General features: G+C 65.7%; 17 protein-coding genes. 8 read left to right on the top strand and 9 right to left on the bottom strand.

The features are described from left to right. Positions 1-53: 53 nt before the first annotated feature. Positions 54-497: a hypothetical protein gene (locus D619_RS0101695; protein WP_020480365.1), complete on the bottom strand. Its 444-nt coding sequence runs from the start codon at positions 495-497 to the stop codon at positions 54-56. A 134-nt stretch (positions 498-631) separates the two neighbouring features. Here D619_RS0101695 and D619_RS0101700 point away from each other — a divergent pair, with 134 nt between their 5' ends. Next, complete coding sequence (locus D619_RS0101700) at positions 632-1687, top strand: PQQ-dependent sugar dehydrogenase (RefSeq protein ID WP_017666824.1); 1056 nt, start codon at positions 632-634, stop codon at positions 1685-1687. An 18-nt stretch (positions 1688-1705) separates the two neighbouring features. Here D619_RS0101700 and D619_RS0101705 read toward each other — a convergent pair whose 3' ends face one another. Then, on the bottom strand, positions 1706-2527 hold the full coding sequence (locus tag D619_RS0101705) for an SDR family oxidoreductase (RefSeq protein ID WP_017666825.1): 822 nt from the start codon (positions 2525-2527) through the stop codon (positions 1706-1708). Between the two features lie 186 nt (positions 2528-2713). On the opposite strand from D619_RS0101705, the gene D619_RS0101715 reads away from it, so the two are divergent. Further along, positions 2714-3367 (top strand): OmpW family outer membrane protein, encoded by a 654-nt coding sequence (locus D619_RS0101715; protein WP_152417269.1) that lies wholly within the window; start codon positions 2714-2716, stop codon positions 3365-3367. Between the two features lie 84 nt (positions 3368-3451). Here the strand turns inward: D619_RS0101715 and D619_RS0101720 are convergent, their stop codons facing one another. After that, positions 3452-3847 (bottom strand): MAPEG family protein, encoded by a 396-nt coding sequence (locus tag D619_RS0101720; protein WP_017666828.1) that lies wholly within the window; start codon positions 3845-3847, stop codon positions 3452-3454. A gap of 21 nt (positions 3848-3868) precedes the next feature. Then, entirely contained in the window at positions 3869-5794 is a 1926-nt protein-coding gene (locus tag D619_RS0101725; RefSeq protein WP_017666829.1) for a CocE/NonD family hydrolase, read from the bottom strand. Between the two features lie 201 nt (positions 5795-5995). On the opposite strand from D619_RS0101725, the gene D619_RS0101730 reads away from it, so the two are divergent. Beyond that, positions 5996-6541, top strand: coding sequence for a hypothetical protein (locus D619_RS0101730; RefSeq protein ID WP_017666830.1), 546 nt, complete (start codon positions 5996-5998; stop codon positions 6539-6541). Between the two features lies 1 nt (position 6542). On the opposite strand, the gene D619_RS0101735 is transcribed toward D619_RS0101730, so the two are convergent. Genes D619_RS0101735 through xseA form a run of 5 tightly spaced genes read right to left on the bottom strand, consistent with a single transcriptional unit; the run spans position 6543 to position 10513 of the window. Further along, entirely contained in the window at positions 6543-7253 is a 711-nt protein-coding gene (locus tag D619_RS0101735; RefSeq protein ID WP_017666831.1) for a 2OG-Fe(II) oxygenase family protein, read from the bottom strand. Then, positions 7253-7990, bottom strand: coding sequence for a 2OG-Fe(II) oxygenase family protein (locus D619_RS0101740; RefSeq protein WP_017666832.1), 738 nt, complete (start codon positions 7988-7990; stop codon positions 7253-7255). Before D619_RS0101740 ends, D619_RS0101735 begins: the two co-directional genes overlap by 1 nt. Continuing rightward, positions 7990-8817: a M23 family metallopeptidase gene (locus D619_RS18410; RefSeq protein WP_279379366.1), complete on the bottom strand. Its 828-nt coding sequence runs from the start codon at positions 8815-8817 to the stop codon at positions 7990-7992. Before D619_RS18410 ends, D619_RS0101740 begins: the two co-directional genes overlap by 1 nt. 35 nt (positions 8818-8852) lie before the next feature. Next, on the bottom strand, positions 8853-9074 hold the full coding sequence (locus D619_RS0101750) for a DUF2093 domain-containing protein (RefSeq protein WP_017666834.1): 222 nt from the start codon (positions 9072-9074) through the stop codon (positions 8853-8855). Next, positions 9074-10513, bottom strand: coding sequence for an exodeoxyribonuclease VII large subunit (gene xseA, locus D619_RS0101755; protein WP_017666835.1), 1440 nt, complete (start codon positions 10511-10513; stop codon positions 9074-9076). Before xseA ends, D619_RS0101750 begins: the two co-directional genes overlap by 1 nt. A gap of 76 nt (positions 10514-10589) precedes the next feature. Between xseA and purD the strand changes: the two genes are divergently transcribed. The 5 genes from purD to D619_RS0101780 are packed head-to-tail and all read left to right on the top strand — an operon-like array spanning position 10590 to position 15444. Continuing rightward, a complete protein-coding gene (gene purD, locus D619_RS0101760) occupies positions 10590-11846 on the top strand; it encodes a phosphoribosylamine--glycine ligase (protein WP_017666836.1) in 1257 nt (418 codons plus the stop codon). 36 nt (positions 11847-11882) lie between these two features. Beyond that, positions 11883-12953, top strand: a complete 1071-nt coding sequence (locus tag D619_RS0101765) for a phosphotransferase family protein (RefSeq protein WP_017666837.1) — start codon at positions 11883-11885, stop codon at positions 12951-12953. Then, positions 12950-13315, top strand: coding sequence for a DoxX family protein (locus D619_RS0101770; RefSeq protein WP_017666838.1), 366 nt, complete (start codon positions 12950-12952; stop codon positions 13313-13315). The genes D619_RS0101765 and D619_RS0101770 overlap by 4 nt, the downstream gene beginning before the upstream one ends. Beyond that, positions 13312-15045, top strand: a complete 1734-nt coding sequence (locus D619_RS0101775; protein ID WP_017666839.1) for a M20/M25/M40 family metallo-hydrolase — start codon at positions 13312-13314, stop codon at positions 15043-15045. Before D619_RS0101770 ends, D619_RS0101775 begins: the two co-directional genes overlap by 4 nt. A gap of 6 nt (positions 15046-15051) precedes the next feature. Then, positions 15052-15444 (top strand): gamma-glutamylcyclotransferase, encoded by a 393-nt coding sequence (locus tag D619_RS0101780; RefSeq protein ID WP_017666840.1) that lies wholly within the window; start codon positions 15052-15054, stop codon positions 15442-15444. The last annotated feature ends 7 nt before the right edge of the window (positions 15445-15451 follow it).

The following is a 15451-nucleotide window of genomic DNA, read 5'->3' on the forward strand; positions in this document are numbered from 1 at the left end:
AGGATATGGTGTGGCTTTACGGCAACACAAGTAGGGGTGTTGCGTAAAATCCTTCAGCGCGGTTTGACCCAGCCGAACACGAATCCGCCGATGGCGCCGGCCAGGCAGAACAGGATGAAACCATCCATGCCGCGCGCGCCGGCCAACGGGGTCATCTGGAACTGGGCATGCATGGCCATCAGCACGGCGGCGATGGCAAGGCCGCCAGCCAGCGGCCAGGCGATGGGCGCGAGCAGCGGCAGGCGCGGCTTCAGCCAGTGCGCGAGACTGAAGGCGACCAGCAGGGCAAAGCCGAACACCGCCAGCAATGGCAACAGCAGGCCAGCAAAATCGCGGCCCGCGGTTTCCAGTGCCAGACCGGCTGGGATTTCCACCCCCAGATCGCGCAGACCGGATTGCACCTGCCAGCTTTGGATCATGCTGGCGATGGCAGTGGTGGTGAGAACCGCGGCTGACCAGGCCGGGGCGGTACGCAACAGGTCCTTGATGGATGCCATGTTGTATTTTTTCCTGTTCCTTGCCGCTTCTTACTCCATGATGGAATCGCGAGGGAAGGGTTGATTCGGCGGAAATGGTAAGCTTCGCTAAAAAGTTGTTAATAACTCTTACTGTCGCCGCGTATGGCCCCTTGATGGCTGGTGCGGCGCAGGCAGAGCAGGTGCAGGTGATGGCCAGCGGGCTGGATCACCCGTGGAGCATCGCTTTCTTGCCGGCAGGTGATGTGCTGGTAACGGAGCGCGCCGGGCGGCTGTGGCGGCTGGGCACGGGCGGGCAGAAGCGGGCGATTGCCGGCGTGCCGGCGGTGCGGGCGCAGAGCCAGGGCGGGCTGTTCGATGTGGTGCTGCACCCGAAGTTCGCCGATAATGGCTTGATTTACCTCAGCTATGCTGCCGGAGAGGAGGGTGCGAACTTCACCCGCGTCACCCGCGCCCGGCTGGACGGGGATCGGCTGGTGGAGGCCAAGGTCATCTTCCAGGTCAGCCCGGCCAAGGACACGCCGGTGCATTTTGGCGGGCGCATGGCCTTCCTGCCCGATGGTAGCCTGGTGCTGACCACCGGCGACGGTTTCGACTATCGCGAGCAGGCGCAGCGGTTGCAATCGGGCCTGGGCAAGATCATGCGCATGGCCGACGATGGCCGGCCGCTGGCGGGCAATCCGTTTGCCAATGAACGGGGGGGCAAGGCCGGCGCGCAGCCCCATATCTGGAGTTATGGCCACCGCAATCCACAAGGGCTTGCGGTTGATGCCGTGACGGGCTGGCTGTGGGAGCATGAACATGGGCCACGCGGCGGGGATGAGCTGAATCTGATCCAAAAGGGCGGCAATTATGGCTGGCCGGTCGCCACCAGGGGCCTGGACTACAGCGGCGCGACCATCAGCCCGTTCCAGACATACAAGGGCATGATCGATGGCCGTGCCGTGTGGGTGCCCTCGATCGCGCCGTCCGGCCTGGCGGTCTATCGCGGCGCGCTGTGGCCGCAGTGGCAGGGCGATCTGATCATCGGCGCCCTGGTGAACAAGGAAGTGCGGCGGCTGGATGTGGATGCTGCAGGCCGCGTGGTGGGGCAAAGCCGCATCTTTCCGAAGATTTCGGCACGCATCCGCGATGTACGCGTGGCCCCCGATGGCGCGGTGTGGCTGACGACGGACGAAGATGCGGGCAAGGTGCTGCGGGTGACGCCGTAACCCGCAGCCCGTCGGTTTTCAGTGCGCCGTCCACCCGCCGTCGATCACCAGTTCCGAACCCGTCATGTACCGGCTGGCATCGCTGGCCAGGAACACCACGCCGGCCGCGATATCCTCGGGCTTGCCGGCAAAGCCGACTGGGGCGCCGGCACCGACAGCATCGACATCGATTGCGTTCGCGCCCGGCAGGGTAGACACAGCCAAAGCGGCTGACAGGGCGCCCGAGGTGTCGATCTTCTGCCAGATCGGCGTGTCGATGATGCCGGGGTGGACGCTGTTGCAGCGGATGCCGTCCTTCATGGCCGCACATTCCATGGCGACGGCCTTTGTCAGCAACCGCACCGCGCCCTTGCTGGCACAATAGGCTGACATGCCGGCTGAACCGCCGAGCCCGGCCACCGAGGAGATGTTGATGATCGAGCCGCCAACATGACCATCAGGTCGCGGCGACCGCATCGCCGGCAGCGCGTGCTTGGTGCCGAGGAAGCAGCTGGTGACATTGATGTCCATCTGCCGGTTCCACTGTTCCAGCGTCACATCGGTGATCAGGCCCGTCGTGCCGATGCCGGCGTTGTTCACCAGAATATCAAGCCGGCCATAGAGATCCATGACGCGCTTTACCAACTCCGCCCAGCGCGGTTCTTCCACCACGTCCTGCCCGCGAAACGTTGCCTGGCCGCCGGCGGCTTCGATCAGCTCCACCGTCTTGCGGCCGCCTTCGGCATCGATGTCGGTGGCGAAAACGATGGCGCCTTCGGCCGCCAGCTGCACGGCACAGGCGCGGCCGATGCCGCTGGCTGCCCCGGTGACGAAAGCGACGCGCCCCGCAAGTGTCCCCATGATCTTGTCCTCCCTTGATGCTGGCTGAGCCTGACAGGGCGCAGGTGGCTTCGCCAGCCCTCACATTTGCGGTGCTAGGGGGAAACCCTCTCCGCAATCGCCCTTAGGCATTTGTTGAGCCAGATCAAAGAGAAGCGCGGCATGCTTCGCCACAAGATGGTCATCACGACAACAGGGACGAACATGATGACCAAGTTGAAGACTGCCGCTGCCATTGTTGCGCTTGTGCTGGCCGCCGGCCCGGCTGCGGCCGCACAGGGCGATTTCCTGGTGCGGCTGCGCGCCATTGCAGTGGTGCCGCAGGAAAAGGTTGGCCCGGTGCTGCCCACCTTCCCGACCAGCGCCGGCCGTATCACCGATGCCTATGCGCCGGAGATCGATTTCACCTACATGCTGACCGACAATATCGGCGTGGAGCTGATCGCGGCGACCACCAAACATTGCGTGGAAGGCGGCGGCAGCCTCGCCGGCGTCGGGCGGCTGGCCTGCACCTGGGTGCTGCCACCGACGCTGACGCTGCAATATCATTTCGCGCCGGAAGGGAAGATTCACCCTTATGTCGGCGCCGGCGTGAATTGGACGATGTTCTATAACGAGAAGGCGTCGAGCCAGCTCAACACCGCCATTGGTGCCACCAACGTGAACCTTTCCAACAGCTTCAGCTTCGCGCTGCAGGCCGGCATCGATTTCGACATTACCGAGAAGATGTTCGTCAATCTCGATGTCAAATATGTCGACATGGATACCAATGCCCGGCTCACCACAGGCGCGCTGGTCAACAACCTCAGGGCCGATATCAATCCGCTGATTGTTGGGGTGGGCGTTGGCTGGCGGTTCTGATCGTTCCCCCGTGCCGGGCACACTCTCCCGCCCGGCCCGTCACCGGCCCGGTGTCCCTTCAGGGATGCCGGGCCGGTTGGCGTTTCAGATCAGTGCCGAAATGCCACCCCAGATGCCAGCCACCAGCAGGATCAGGGTGGGAAGGAAAGTGAGGCCAAAACCGGGCCCGCGCTTGGCCGGATCGGCATAATAGGCGCGGGCATAAAGGATGCGGCCCAGGCTCCACACCGCAGTGAGGCCGGCGGCGACCATGTCGCCCAGCACCGGCGCGCCAACGATCACCGCCGGCACCAGCAGCGCCAGCTGCTCCAGCGTGTTCATGTGGACGCGGTTGCGCTTGTCGAACTCGGGATGGCCGCTGGCTTGCGGGGCCGGCACGCCATATTTGGCGCGCGCACCGCCGACCACGACGCCGAGGCCGAAATAGACCAGCAAGGCAGCGATCAGCGCCAGCGTCGTCATTGGATAGGCAGTCAGCATCGGTAGTCCCCTGGTTGAAATTCAGTTCGGCAGCGCGGCACGCGCGGCAGCAGCGCCGCCTACCACCGGAATGGCGATGTGGCTGGGCCGGGCGGTATCGCGCCAGACGCCCTGCGTGGCCTTCTGGAAATCGCCGGGCGCAGCGTGGAAGATGTTGGGCACATATTTCTGCGGGTTGCGATCATAGAGCGGGAACCAGCTCGATTGCACCTGCACCATCAGCCGGTGGCCGGCTGGAATCACATGATTCACGCCGGGCAGCAGAAAGCGGTAACGCTCGGCCTTGCCGGGGGTGAGCGGCTCCGGCTTTTCAAAGCTCTTCACATAGCGTCCACGGAAAATCTCCATGCCGATGCCAAGCTGCAGCCCGGCCAGATCAGGCTGGCTGCTGTTTTCTTCCGGGAAGACATCGATCAACTTCACCACCCAGTCGCTGTCCGTCCCCGAGGTGCTGGCAAACAGATTGGCTTCCGGTTGGCCGTGGATCTGCAGCGGCGCCTTCAGCGGCGGCGAGACATAGGTGACAACATCGGGCCGCGTGCTGGCGTGGCGCTGGTCGCTCACCAGCCAGGCACCCCACATGGCGCGATCGTTCAAATTCACCGGCACCGGCACAAACGGCACCGGGTGGGCCGGATCGGAGACATAGTCATCATGCGCCGCCTTGGCGGCAGGCGCGTTCAGTGACAGGCTGAAACGGTCATCCAGATAGAGATTGACCCTCTCGCCAGCCGGGAAGCGATCATGGCGCTGCCATTTGTCGGCGCCCACCGCATAGGTGAGCACCGGCGGCGCGTCGAATGCCGGCGCGCCGGTCTTCAGATGGCTGTCGAGGAAGGGCTTCATCACGTCGTCGCGGAACTGCCGGCCGGTGTCGCCTTCGAAGCGCAGCACGCCTAGGCCCGAACCGTCATAGTTCACGCCCGAATGCCGCCACGGCCCGATCACCAGCGACAGCATCTTGTTGTTCGTGTCCTTGGGCTCCAGCGCGCGATAGACGGCGGGCGCGCCATAGCTGTCTTCCTGGTCCCACTGGCCCACCACCAGCATGGTCGGTACCGTCAAGGGCCGGCTGCCGAGCAGGCGATCCAGCGCCTGGCCCTGCCACCAGCTGTCATAGGCCGGGTGCTCCATCACCTTCTTCACTGCCGGCAGCGTGTCGAAGCCATATTTTTTCGCAAAGCCGCCTGCCGAGCCTGCCGCGAGAAACTCGGCATAATAGTCCCGCCGGCCCATTGCGACATCGGTATCGGCGGATTTGGAGCCGGTCTGGCCGACGAAATAATCGAGAAAGCCCTGGCGGAAGGCGCCGTTGTGGAACCAGTCATCGCCCACCCAGCCATCGACCATGGGGGACATCGGCACGGCAGCTTTCAAGGCCGGGTGCGGATCGATCAGCGCCATCAGGCTGGTGAAACCGGGGTAGGACGAACCGGTGATGGCCACCCGGCCATTGGTTTCCGGCACATTCTTCACCAGCCAGTCGATCGTGTCATAGGCATCGGTGCTGTGATCGGTGGCGGTGCCATTCAGCGGCCCGCGCAGGGGACGCGTCATCACATAATCGCCTTCGGATTTGTGGATGCCGCGTACGTCCTGATAGACGCGGATATAGCCATCCTCCACCAGCTTCTTGTCGGCCACGGGCAGGATTTCGCTGATCTGCAGGCTGACATTGCGCGACGTTGCCCGGGCCGCGCTGTAGGGTGTGCGGGTCAGCAGGATCGGCCCGCCGCTGGTGCCCTTCTTCATCACCACGACGGTGAACAATTTCACCCCGTCGCGCATCGGGATCATGATCTCGCGGCGTACATAATCGGCATCCGGGGTGACCGCATCATATTTTGCGCCGATATCGGGCTGCATCGTCGGCGTGAGCGCGGCCGGCTGGGCGTGGCCGCTGACGGCCAGAATCAGCGCCAGCGTGGAAACGAACTGTTTGATCATGGTGCCTCCCTAGCCTGTTCATGGCCTGCCGACGGGCCGACGGCAAGCCGGTTGGGAGTGGAGGAACAGGAAAGGGGGGTATCCGCCCCGGATCAGGCCCCGGCCGCCAGAAGCCGCCTTTTCCTGCTTCCATCGCAAATGTTGGCCTGAGCGCGGTGATGGCGTATCCAGTACCGCAGACGCCTACGAGAGGTTCAGCCCATGCGCATTGCTGCCACTGCCGCCCTGTTGATCGCCGCACCGGCGCTGGCGGCTGACAAGCCGAAGAATGCCCCGCCGGCGGTGGTGCAGAAACTGCTCGATTGCCGCGCCCTCACTGATTCCGCCGCGCGGCTGGCCTGTCTTGATGCCGGCGTGGCCGCATTGGCTGCTGCGGTGGAAAAGCGTGATGTGGTGGTGGCCGACCGCGAAGAAGTGAAGAAGGCCCGGCGCGGCCTGTTTGGCATCGCGCTGCCCAATCTCAACCTGTTTGGCGGCGGCAAGGATGATGGCGACAAGGAGTCGAGCGACGAAACTGGCGCTCTGAAGGAAATCGAAGCGGTCGTGAAAAGCGCCCGGCCCGGTGCCAACGGCAATTGGCGTTTTGTGCTGGATGACGACAGCGTGTGGGTGCAGACCGATGGCCGCATCTTCCCGCGCGACCCGCGTGCCGGCATGAAAATTCGTATCCGCCGGGCGGCCGCGGGCACGTTTCTTGCCAATGTCGATGGCCAGATTGCCGTCCGCGTCCGCCGCCTGAACGAATGACTCAGCCGTTGGCGCGCAGCCAGCCGGTGATCGAATAGCGCCGGTTGGGCACGGAGCCTGTCACCATCGACACGCTGTGCATCTGCGGCACGGCAAAGATATCCAGGCTGTTGAAATCCGGCGCTACGCCGTGCACCCGGTTGCCATCGGCATGGAACAGCAGCAGCCCACCCCATTCCACCCGCCACAGTGGATTGAGGCTGAACACATAGGCGGCGCGGCGGTGCTTGCCTGAGACGGCATCATCATGGCCGGTCAGGAAATCGCCGGGGCCATAGGCCGTGGCCTGGCCATCGGCAAAGGCGATATCGGCCGCACCAGTGATGGCCTGCAGCAGGCCGCGCACTTCCGCGCCCGACAGGAACGCCGGCCAGCCGGCAATGAGGCTGTCGCCGGCGGGTGGCGGCGCGGTGCCATCGGGCAGGCGCAGCGCTTCATAGCGGTATTGGAACCCGGTCTGCGCGCCGGCCAGCACGGCCTGTTCAAGCCCGTCACGCTGCGTGGCCGTCATCGCGGCGCGGGTCTCGCGGGACAGTTCGAACACCTTGTCGCCGCTGTTGATCACCTGCACCCAGTCGCTGCGGCGCTTCATTTCGGCCAGGCAGGCGATGGCCGCCGCTTCTGCCAGGAACGGCTGCAGCCGCACATGGCCATCGCGGGCAAAGGCGGCGTTGGCTGCCGCAACATCGATGTTGTTGGCCAGGGTGAGCATCAGCGGTTGCGGAACCAGCCCGTGATGGCAAAGCGCCCCACCGGCGCAAAGGACGGCACCAGGCTGACATTGTGCCGCAACGGCACCAGGAACAGGTTCATGGTGTTGAAGCGCGGCATGAAGCCGGCGACGATATTGCCCTTGGCATCCATGAAATTCAGATAGCCGCCCCAATCCGGCTTCCAGTCCTTGGCCAGGTTGAGCACATAGGCCAGCCGCCGGCCCTCCACTTCGACCAGATCGTCGTGATCGGTCAGGAAATGCCCGCCCGCATAAAGGGTCGCCTGTCCGTCGGCCTTGATGATATCGGCATGGCCAGAGACGTCGCGGGCAAAATCGAGGACCGGCGCGGCGTTCACTTCTTCCAGCAGGCCATAAAGCGGGTGGCCGGGGTGCCATTTCTGCACATAGGCTTCGACCAGCGGATATTGCGCATAAAGGAAGGCAAAGCGCCCGGCAGCCGCAGCATTGGCCGCAGCATTGCCCATGGCCATCTTCTGCTCGGCGCTCAGGGCCGGAATCTGTTCGGCGCGGACATGCTGGCCATGTGGCTGGCCATCGCCGGCCCAGGCCAGGCCGAACGGAGTCTGCTGCTGCAGCACCTGCCACAGGGTTTCGGCTGATTGGGCCTCCAGAAAATTCTCGACCTGCACCAGCCGGTTTTCGGCCAGCGCCGCGCGGATCGCCGGGCGATCCAGCGCCCGGTTGAGCGCAAACAGAGCGGGGCGGTCGGTCATCAGGTCTGGTCTTTCGGCATTGGGGGCAGCAGCGCTTCGGGATCGACACGCACGCCGTGCCAGGTCATGCCCCAGTGCAAATGCGGGCCCGTGGAACGGCCGGTGGAACCGATACGGCCGATCACCTGGCCCTGGGCCACGATGTCGCCGGATTTCACCTCCAGCCTGGAAAGATGCATCATTGCCGAGAACAGCCCGCGGCCGTGATCGATGATGATCAGATTGCCTTCCAGCATGAATGGCCCGGCCGCCAGCCGCACCACGCCGGGGATGGGCGCCTTCACCGGCGTGCCGTGCGGGGCGGCGATATCCATGCCGCTGTGATAATTGGCGGGCACGTCGCCATAGACGCGCTGGGCGCCGAAGTGGGTGGAGATGCGGCCCACGGCGGGCCACTGGAACGGCGCTCGCCAAAATGGCCATGGCGACAGTGAGGCGCGGGCGGCCTTCACCCGCGCAACCTCCGCTTCGCGGCGGGCCTCATATTCCAGGTTGCGCGGTGCGTTGGGATCGGCAGGCGGGTTCAGGCGGGCGGGCAGGCGATCGATCACCCATTCGCGGCCGGTCACCACCAGATCACGGTGGGCGCTGCGGCCATCCTTCGTCACCCATTCGAGGCGCTTGGTGCCGGCAAAATCACGATCGACGCCCAGCATGAAGCGGCCATCGGCATCGAGGTGCACCGGCTGGCCATCCAGGCGAAGTTCGCGGCTGCCGGCGGGCAGGGCGGTGATCAGCAACTGGCCCTGCACAGCGGTGAGCGGCTGGGCGATCACCAGTGGGACTGGCGCCGCAGCCACCGTCATCGCCGCGCCGGCCACGAGCACCGGCCAAAGAAAATATCTTGGGCCCAGGAAGCGCATCACGCCGGGAACTGGCCCCTGGCGCGCATCTCGGCATAGCGCGCCGTGGCGACATCGGCGCTGAAATAGGCTTCCTGCAGTTCGTGGCTCCAGTAGCGCAGGGCGGCCAGATTGATGCGCTGGCCGGTAACCGCGCACAGCACATGATCGCCCGCTTCGAGGATGCGATAGCTGCCGGATTCATACAGGAGCCTGGCCGGTCGGCCGAAACGATCGAGCATCAGAACAAACTCCCCTGCGGAGACGCGGGTTTGGTGAAGACTGGCGTTTCGCCATCGCCAAAGCGGATCGTCAAGCTTGCATGTGCGGCAGCAGCGCTGGCGCTGGCCACGACATGGCCATCAGGGCCGATGACAAGGGCATAACCGCGGCTGAGCACCTGTTCGGGCCCAAGGCTGGCGAGCATGCGCCCAGCCTGGCCAAGCCGGGCCGACGCTGCGGCCAGCCGCGATTCGATCAGGAACGGCCGCAGCCCGGCGCCGATGCGGGCGAGCTTCTGGCTGTCGGCGTTCAGCGGCCGGGCCAGGGCCGGGACCAGTCGCGCCGATGCACTGGCCAGGCGTTCGGCGCTGCGTGTCGCTCGCACGGTCAGCAACTCGGGGCGCAGGCGCGCGCTGGCGGTGGTCAGCCGCAGGCTGATCTGCGCAGTGCGGGCGCTCAGCGCATTGGGCAGGCGTTCGGCAAGATCGTCAATGCGCTGCGCCGCCATGCCGATCAGGTTGCGCGGTTGCGGCAGCCGGCGGGCCAGGCCGATGCTGCGTTCGCGGCGCAATTTCCAGCCGCGCACCACGGCATCGTCCAGCCGGCCGGCCAGCATGGCCAGCGATGCGGTGAGTTCGGCGCGCACCGGTACGGCGCGTTCGGCGGCTGCCGTCGGGGTGGGGGCGCGCCAGTCCGAGGCAAAATCGATCAGGGTCGTGTCCGTCTCGTGCCCGACGGCGCTGATCAGCGGGATCTGGCTGGCGGCGGCGGCGCGCACGACATTTTCCTCGTTGAACGCCGCCAGATCCTCGATGGAGCCGCCGCCGCGCGCGACGATGATGAGATCGGGGCGCGGAATTGGCCCGCCCGGCGCTATGGCGTTGAAGCCGGCGATGGCATTCGCAACCTGCGCGGCCGATCCTTCGCCCTGCACCGCCACTGGCCACACCAGCACGCGGCGCGGGAAGCGATCGGCGAGGCGGTGGAGAATGTCGCGGATCACGGCGCCAGTCGGGCTGGTGACGACGCCGATGGTCCCGGGCAGCCACGGCAGCTGTTTCTTGCGCGCCGGATCGAACAGGCCTTCGGCTTGCAGCTTCAGCCGCCGCGCCTCGATCTGGGCGAGCAGCGCGCCGACGCCGGCCGGCTCCATGCTTTCCACGATCAACTGATATTTGGAACGGCCAGGATAGGTGGTGAGCTTGCCGGTGACGATCACTTCCAGGCCATCTTCGGGCCGGAACGAGAGGCTCGCCGCAGGCCCGCGCCACATGGCGAGATCGATCAGGGCGCGCTCGTCCTTCAGGCTGCCATACCAGTGGCCGCTGGATTGACGGCGGAAGCCCGAAAGCTCGCCGCGTACGCGCACCTGGCCAAAGGCGGTCTCTACCGTGCGCTTCAGGGCGCTGGCGATTTCGCTGACCGAATATTCGGGCGTGTTGTTGACCGGTTCGTTCACGCGTTATTCCTTAAACCCTGGATGGCCAGCGGGAAACTGCCTTGCCGCGACATTTTGGCATGATAGGGAAGGGACCATGAGCGCAGCCTACGAATCTGTTGATATCCTTGTGCTGGGCGGCGGCGGCCGCGAGCATGCCCTGTGCTGGAAATTGAAACAGTCGCCGCGCTGTGGCCGGCTGCTGTGCGCGCCGGGCAATGCCGGCATTGCCGAAGTGGCGCAGTGCGTGGCGCTCGATGCGAACAACCCCAAGGCCGTGGTCGATTTCGTGGCGGCCAATGGCATCGCGCTGGTCGTCGTCGGCCCGGAAGCGCCGCTGGTGGCCGGTGTTGCCGATGCGCTGCGCGACGTGGGCGTGCCCGTGGTTGGGCCTTCGGCGGCAGCGGCGGAACTGGAAGCCTCCAAGGGTTTCACCAAGGATCTGTGCGCGGAATACGATATTCCCACGGCGCGGTTTCGGCGCTTTGCCAGCGCAGCCGATGCCCATCATTATGTCGCCGTGCACCCGCTCCCCGTGGTGGTGAAGGCCGATGGCCTCGCTGGCGGCAAGGGCGTGACAGTGGCCGAAACCAACGAGGAAGGCCTGGCCGCGCTGGCCGAAATCCATGGCCCGGTGGTGGTGGAGCAATGTCTGGAAGGGCCGGAAGCCAGCCTGTTCATCCTCACCGATGGCGAAACCGTGCGGGTGCTGCCCACCGCGCAGGATCACAAGCGGCTGCGCGATGGCGATGAAGGGCCGAACACCGGCGGCATGGGCGCGATTTCGCCCAGCCCGCGGCTGACGCCGGAACTGCAAGCCCAGGCGATGGAGCGCATCGTGCTGCCAACGCTGGCCGCCATGAAGGCGCGCGGCACGCCGTTTCAGGGCTTTCTTTATGCCGGGCTGATGCTCACCGCCGATGGCCCGATGCTGATCGAATACAACGTGCGGCTGGGTGATCCCGAAGCGCAGGTGCTGATGTTGCGGCTGGAGTCTGACGCCGTCGAACTGATGTGGGCCGCCGCCACCGGCAGCCTCGCCGCTGTCGATCCGACATGGAGCAGGGATGCAGCGGTGACGGTGGTGATGGCGGCCAAGGGCTATCCGTGGCGGCCGGTGGCCGGCACGGTGATCGATGGCCTGTCGGCCGCCGAAGCGCTGGGCTGCCACGTGTTCCACGCCGGCACGCGGCGCAGCGAGGATGGAAGGCTGGTCGCGGCCGGCGGCCGTGTGCTCAATATCACGGCGCTGGGCCATGATATTTCCGAGGCGCGCGCGCTGGCGTATGCAGCTATTCGCAAGATCAAGTGGCACGGCGGCCATTTCCGGCGGGATATCGGCAAAACCGCCTGATTTCCGCCAGCGCCGGGGTTTTGGGGAGAGGCGCACGTGAGCGATCGGCAAGAACAATTTTCGGGCACCAGCGCGGTGCGTCCCGGCCAGGAGATCGACGCCAGCCGGCTTGGCGCGTGGATGCAGGCCAATGTCGAAGGCTATGCCGGCCCGCTGACCATCGAGCAGTTCAAGGGCGGGCAATCCAACCCGACTTATAAGCTGATCACGCCCTGCCAGAATTATGTGCTGCGCAGGAAGCCGCCGGGCCAGTTGCTGCCGTCCGCCCACGCCGTGGACCGCGAATACAAGGTGATCACCGCGCTCTATGCGCAGGGTTTCCCGGTCGCGCGCACCTTTGGCCTGTGCCAGGACAATGACGTGATCGGCACCTGGTTCTACATCATGGACTGTGTCGACGGCCGGGTGATCTGGGACACGACCTTCCCGTCGGTGCCCAGGGAAGAGCGCCGCGCCTATTTCGACGCCATGAACAAGACCATGGCCGATCTGCACATGATCGATCCCGTGGCGGCTGGCCTTGGCGATTTCGGCAAGCCTGGCAATTATTTCGCCCGCCAGATCGGGCGCTGGTCCAAGCAATATCTGGAAGACGTCGATGCGGGCCGCTATCCGGCGATGGACAAATTGGTGGAATGGCTGCCCGCCAACATCCCGCCCGGCGACGAGGTGAGCATTGTTCACGGCGATTATCGTTGTGACAACATGATCTTTCATCCAACCGAACCCCGCGTGCTGGCGGTACTGGACTGGGAACTCTCGACGCTGGGCCATCCGCTGGCGGATTTTTCCTACCACCTGATGATGTACCGCATGCCGCCCAGCACCACGACGGGGCTGGTGGGCAATGATCTGGAAGCGATGGGCCTGCCATCCGAGCAGGAATATATCGACGCCTATTGCCGCCGCACCGGCCGCGACGGGATTCCCGACATTGATTTCTATGTCGCCTACAACATGTTCCGCCTGGCCGGCATCATCCACGGCATCAAGGGCCGCGTGATCCGCGGCACGGCCACTTCGGCCCATGCGAAGAAGAGCGCCGAAGGTTTCGAAACGCTGGCCGATCTGGCCTGGGCCCAGGCCCAGAAGCTGGGGGCGAAGTGACCAGATTGAACACGGGCCTTTCGTGGGGCCTGCAGATCGCTGCGGCTGCCGTCTTCCTGATCGCCGGTTCCAGGAAACTGATGGCTGATCCGCAAATGGTGGCGGTGTTTGCAAAGGTGGGCATTGGGCAATGGTTCCGCCTGCTCACCGGCGCGCTGGAGGTGGGCGGCGGGCTGGCGCTGCTGGTGCCGCGCTTCGCGCCCGTCAGCGCGGCGATGCTGGCCATGGTCATGGTTGGCGCGACGGCAGCGCATCTCACCATATTGGGTGGCAGCCCGGCGCTGGCCATTGCATTATTGCTGGTTTGCCTCGCCATCACCTGGCTGGGTCGGTATTCGTTGCCGTTGGCAGGCCGGCGATGAACCGCTGGCCGCTTTTCCTGCTCACCCTTGCCGCCGGGCTGCTGCTCGGCTGGTGGACAATCCAGACGCCAACGCCGGTTGATGCCAGTGCGCCAGCCGATCAGTTCAGCGCCGGCCGTGCCATGGTCGATGTGCGGGTGCTGGCCCGTGAGCCGCACCCCACCGGTACACAGGCCAATCTGGCTGGCATCGCCCATATGGAACGCCGGCTGGCCACATTGGGCTTCACCACGCGCCGCGTGGTCACGCCGCTGAACGGCAAACCGGCGCAGCGGCTGGCGAAATGGGGCGGCGATCCCAGCCAGCCCGCGATCAGCCTGGTCGCCATCCGCCGTGGCGGAGACGCCGCCTTGCCAGCGGTGGCGTTGTTGGCGCATCATGATTCGGTGTGGGCATCACCGGGTGCCGCCGATGATATTGCCGGCGTTGCGGCGGCGCTGGAAATCGCCCGTGCCATCCCGCAGGCCCGGCAGCGCCGCGATCTGGTGCTGATCTTCACCGATGCCGAGGAATTGGGCCTGGTCGGCGCACGCGCCATCTATCGCGATAATGAAGATCCCATCGCGGCCCGCACCGGCGTGTTGATCAATCTGGAAGCGCGCGGCGGCGGCGGTCGGGCGATGATGTTCCAGACCGGGCCGCAGAACGGCGATCTCGTCCGCCGCCTTGCCGATGTGACGCCGGGTGCTTCGGCCAGCAGCCTGGCGGTGACTCTTTATGAAAGCCTGCCCAATGATACGGATTTCACACCCGTGAAAGACCGCGGCATTGCGGGGCTGAATTTTGCCTTCATCGGCGATGCCTGGGGCTATCACAGCCCGTTGATGACACCGGACCGGCTTGATCAGGGCGCGCTTCAGCACCTGGGGGACAGCGTGCTGGCCATTACCCGCGATCTCGTGACCGCGCCGGCATTGCCCGCCCGCAGCGAAAACGCCGTGTTCGCCAGTGCGCCGCTGATCGGCATCATCGCCTATTCCCCGGCCACCGGCTGGGGGCTGCTGGCGGCCATTGCCGGCCTGCTGGTGATCGCGGCGCTCTGGCGGCGGGCAGAATGGTCATTGGGCGGCATGTTGATGGCGCTGGGCCAGGCCGTGCTGGCGCTGATCATCGCGGGGCTGTTGATGTTCGGCCTCAATCTGCTTTCGGGCAGTGTCGGCGGCGAATATTATGATCGGCTCGCCGCCCTGCCGCGGCTGGAGATGGTGGCGGCGCTGGCAGCGCTGGCGGTGCTGCTGTTCCTCGCTGCCGCGCCGGCCGGCAGCCTGTGGGATCGCTGGCTCACGTGGGCCGCGCTGTGCTTTGCTGGCGCGTTGGTCGCGCAGATCGTGCTACCCGGTGCCGGGCCGGTGCTGGCCTGGCCGGCGCTGCTGGCGGCCATCGCGGCCGTGCTGGGCGCGCGGCCCGGCACCACGGGCATGGCCCAAGTGGCCCCGGCGGCGCTGCTCGCCATTCCCGGCCTCGCGCTGGGGGCGGAATTGTTCCACTTTGCCTTCCTCGGCATCGGCGCGCCCATGCCCTTTGCCACGGTGCCGCTGCTGATCCCGGTGCTGGCGCTGCTCGCGCCGATGCTGCCCGATGGCCCGGGCAGTCTTGGCAACCGCCGGCCGGCACTGCTGGCGGGCGCCGCCGCCGTGCTGCTGGCAGCTGGGCTGGCGCTGTGGGTCAATCTGGATCCGGTCGCGCCATCAGTGCCGCCCTATGCCGGCACCGAGAAGAAGCAGGGCTGAACCGGCGTGGCCCGGTCTGCCGCGCCTGCAACGCAGCCCGATTCTGTGCTGGCCGTTTATGGCTCGCTGGCGCCAGGTCGATCCAATCATCACCAGCTTGCCGGCCTTGCCGGATCGTGGAGCCACGGCTGGGTACGCGGCGTGCTGATCGACAAGGGGTGGGGCGCGGCGCTGGGCTATCCGGGGATGCTGCTCGATGATGACGGTGCCAATGTGGCGGTTCACATTTTCACGTCCGCCGATCTGCCGCAGCACTGGGCCCGGCTCGATGCCTTTGAAGGGCCAAACTATTGCCGCACCCTGGTGATGGCCAGCACGCTGGCGGGCGATGTGCCTGCCTTCATCTATGCGCTGGCGCTTGATGGCATGCCGCCTGAAAATTGTGATGCGGGCGCGTGAGCCGGTT

Source organism: Sandarakinorhabdus sp. AAP62, assembly GCF_000331225.1.
GTDB lineage: Bacteria > Pseudomonadota > Alphaproteobacteria > Sphingomonadales > Sphingomonadaceae > Sandarakinorhabdus.

What these genes read in the sequence shown, in the direction of transcription:
- D619_RS0101695 (WP_020480365.1), bottom strand. Translation starts at nt 497, where the DNA reads ATGGCATCCATCAAGGACCTGTTGCGTACCGCCCCGGCCTGGTCAGCC.
- D619_RS0101700 (WP_017666824.1), top strand. Translation starts at nt 632, where the DNA reads ATGGCTGGTGCGGCGCAGGCAGAGCAGGTGCAGGTGATGGCCAGCGGG.
- D619_RS0101705 (WP_017666825.1), bottom strand. Translation starts at nt 2,527, where the DNA reads ATGGGGACACTTGCGGGGCGCGTCGCTTTCGTCACCGGGGCAGCCAGC.
- D619_RS0101715 (WP_152417269.1), top strand. Translation starts at nt 2,714, where the DNA reads ATGACCAAGTTGAAGACTGCCGCTGCCATTGTTGCGCTTGTGCTGGCC.
- D619_RS0101720 (WP_017666828.1), bottom strand. Translation starts at nt 3,847, where the DNA reads ATGCTGACTGCCTATCCAATGACGACGCTGGCGCTGATCGCTGCCTTG.
- D619_RS0101725 (WP_017666829.1), bottom strand. Translation starts at nt 5,794, where the DNA reads ATGATCAAACAGTTCGTTTCCACGCTGGCGCTGATTCTGGCCGTCAGC.
- D619_RS0101730 (WP_017666830.1), top strand. Translation starts at nt 5,996, where the DNA reads ATGCGCATTGCTGCCACTGCCGCCCTGTTGATCGCCGCACCGGCGCTG.
- D619_RS0101735 (WP_017666831.1), bottom strand. Translation starts at nt 7,253, where the DNA reads ATGCTCACCCTGGCCAACAACATCGATGTTGCGGCAGCCAACGCCGCC.
- D619_RS0101740 (WP_017666832.1), bottom strand. Translation starts at nt 7,990, where the DNA reads ATGACCGACCGCCCCGCTCTGTTTGCGCTCAACCGGGCGCTGGATCGC.
- D619_RS0101750 (WP_017666834.1), bottom strand. Translation starts at nt 9,074, where the DNA reads ATGCTCGATCGTTTCGGCCGACCGGCCAGGCTCCTGTATGAATCCGGC.
- purD (WP_017666836.1), top strand. Translation starts at nt 10,590, where the DNA reads ATGAGCGCAGCCTACGAATCTGTTGATATCCTTGTGCTGGGCGGCGGC.
- D619_RS0101775 (WP_017666839.1), top strand. Translation starts at nt 13,312, where the DNA reads ATGAACCGCTGGCCGCTTTTCCTGCTCACCCTTGCCGCCGGGCTGCTG.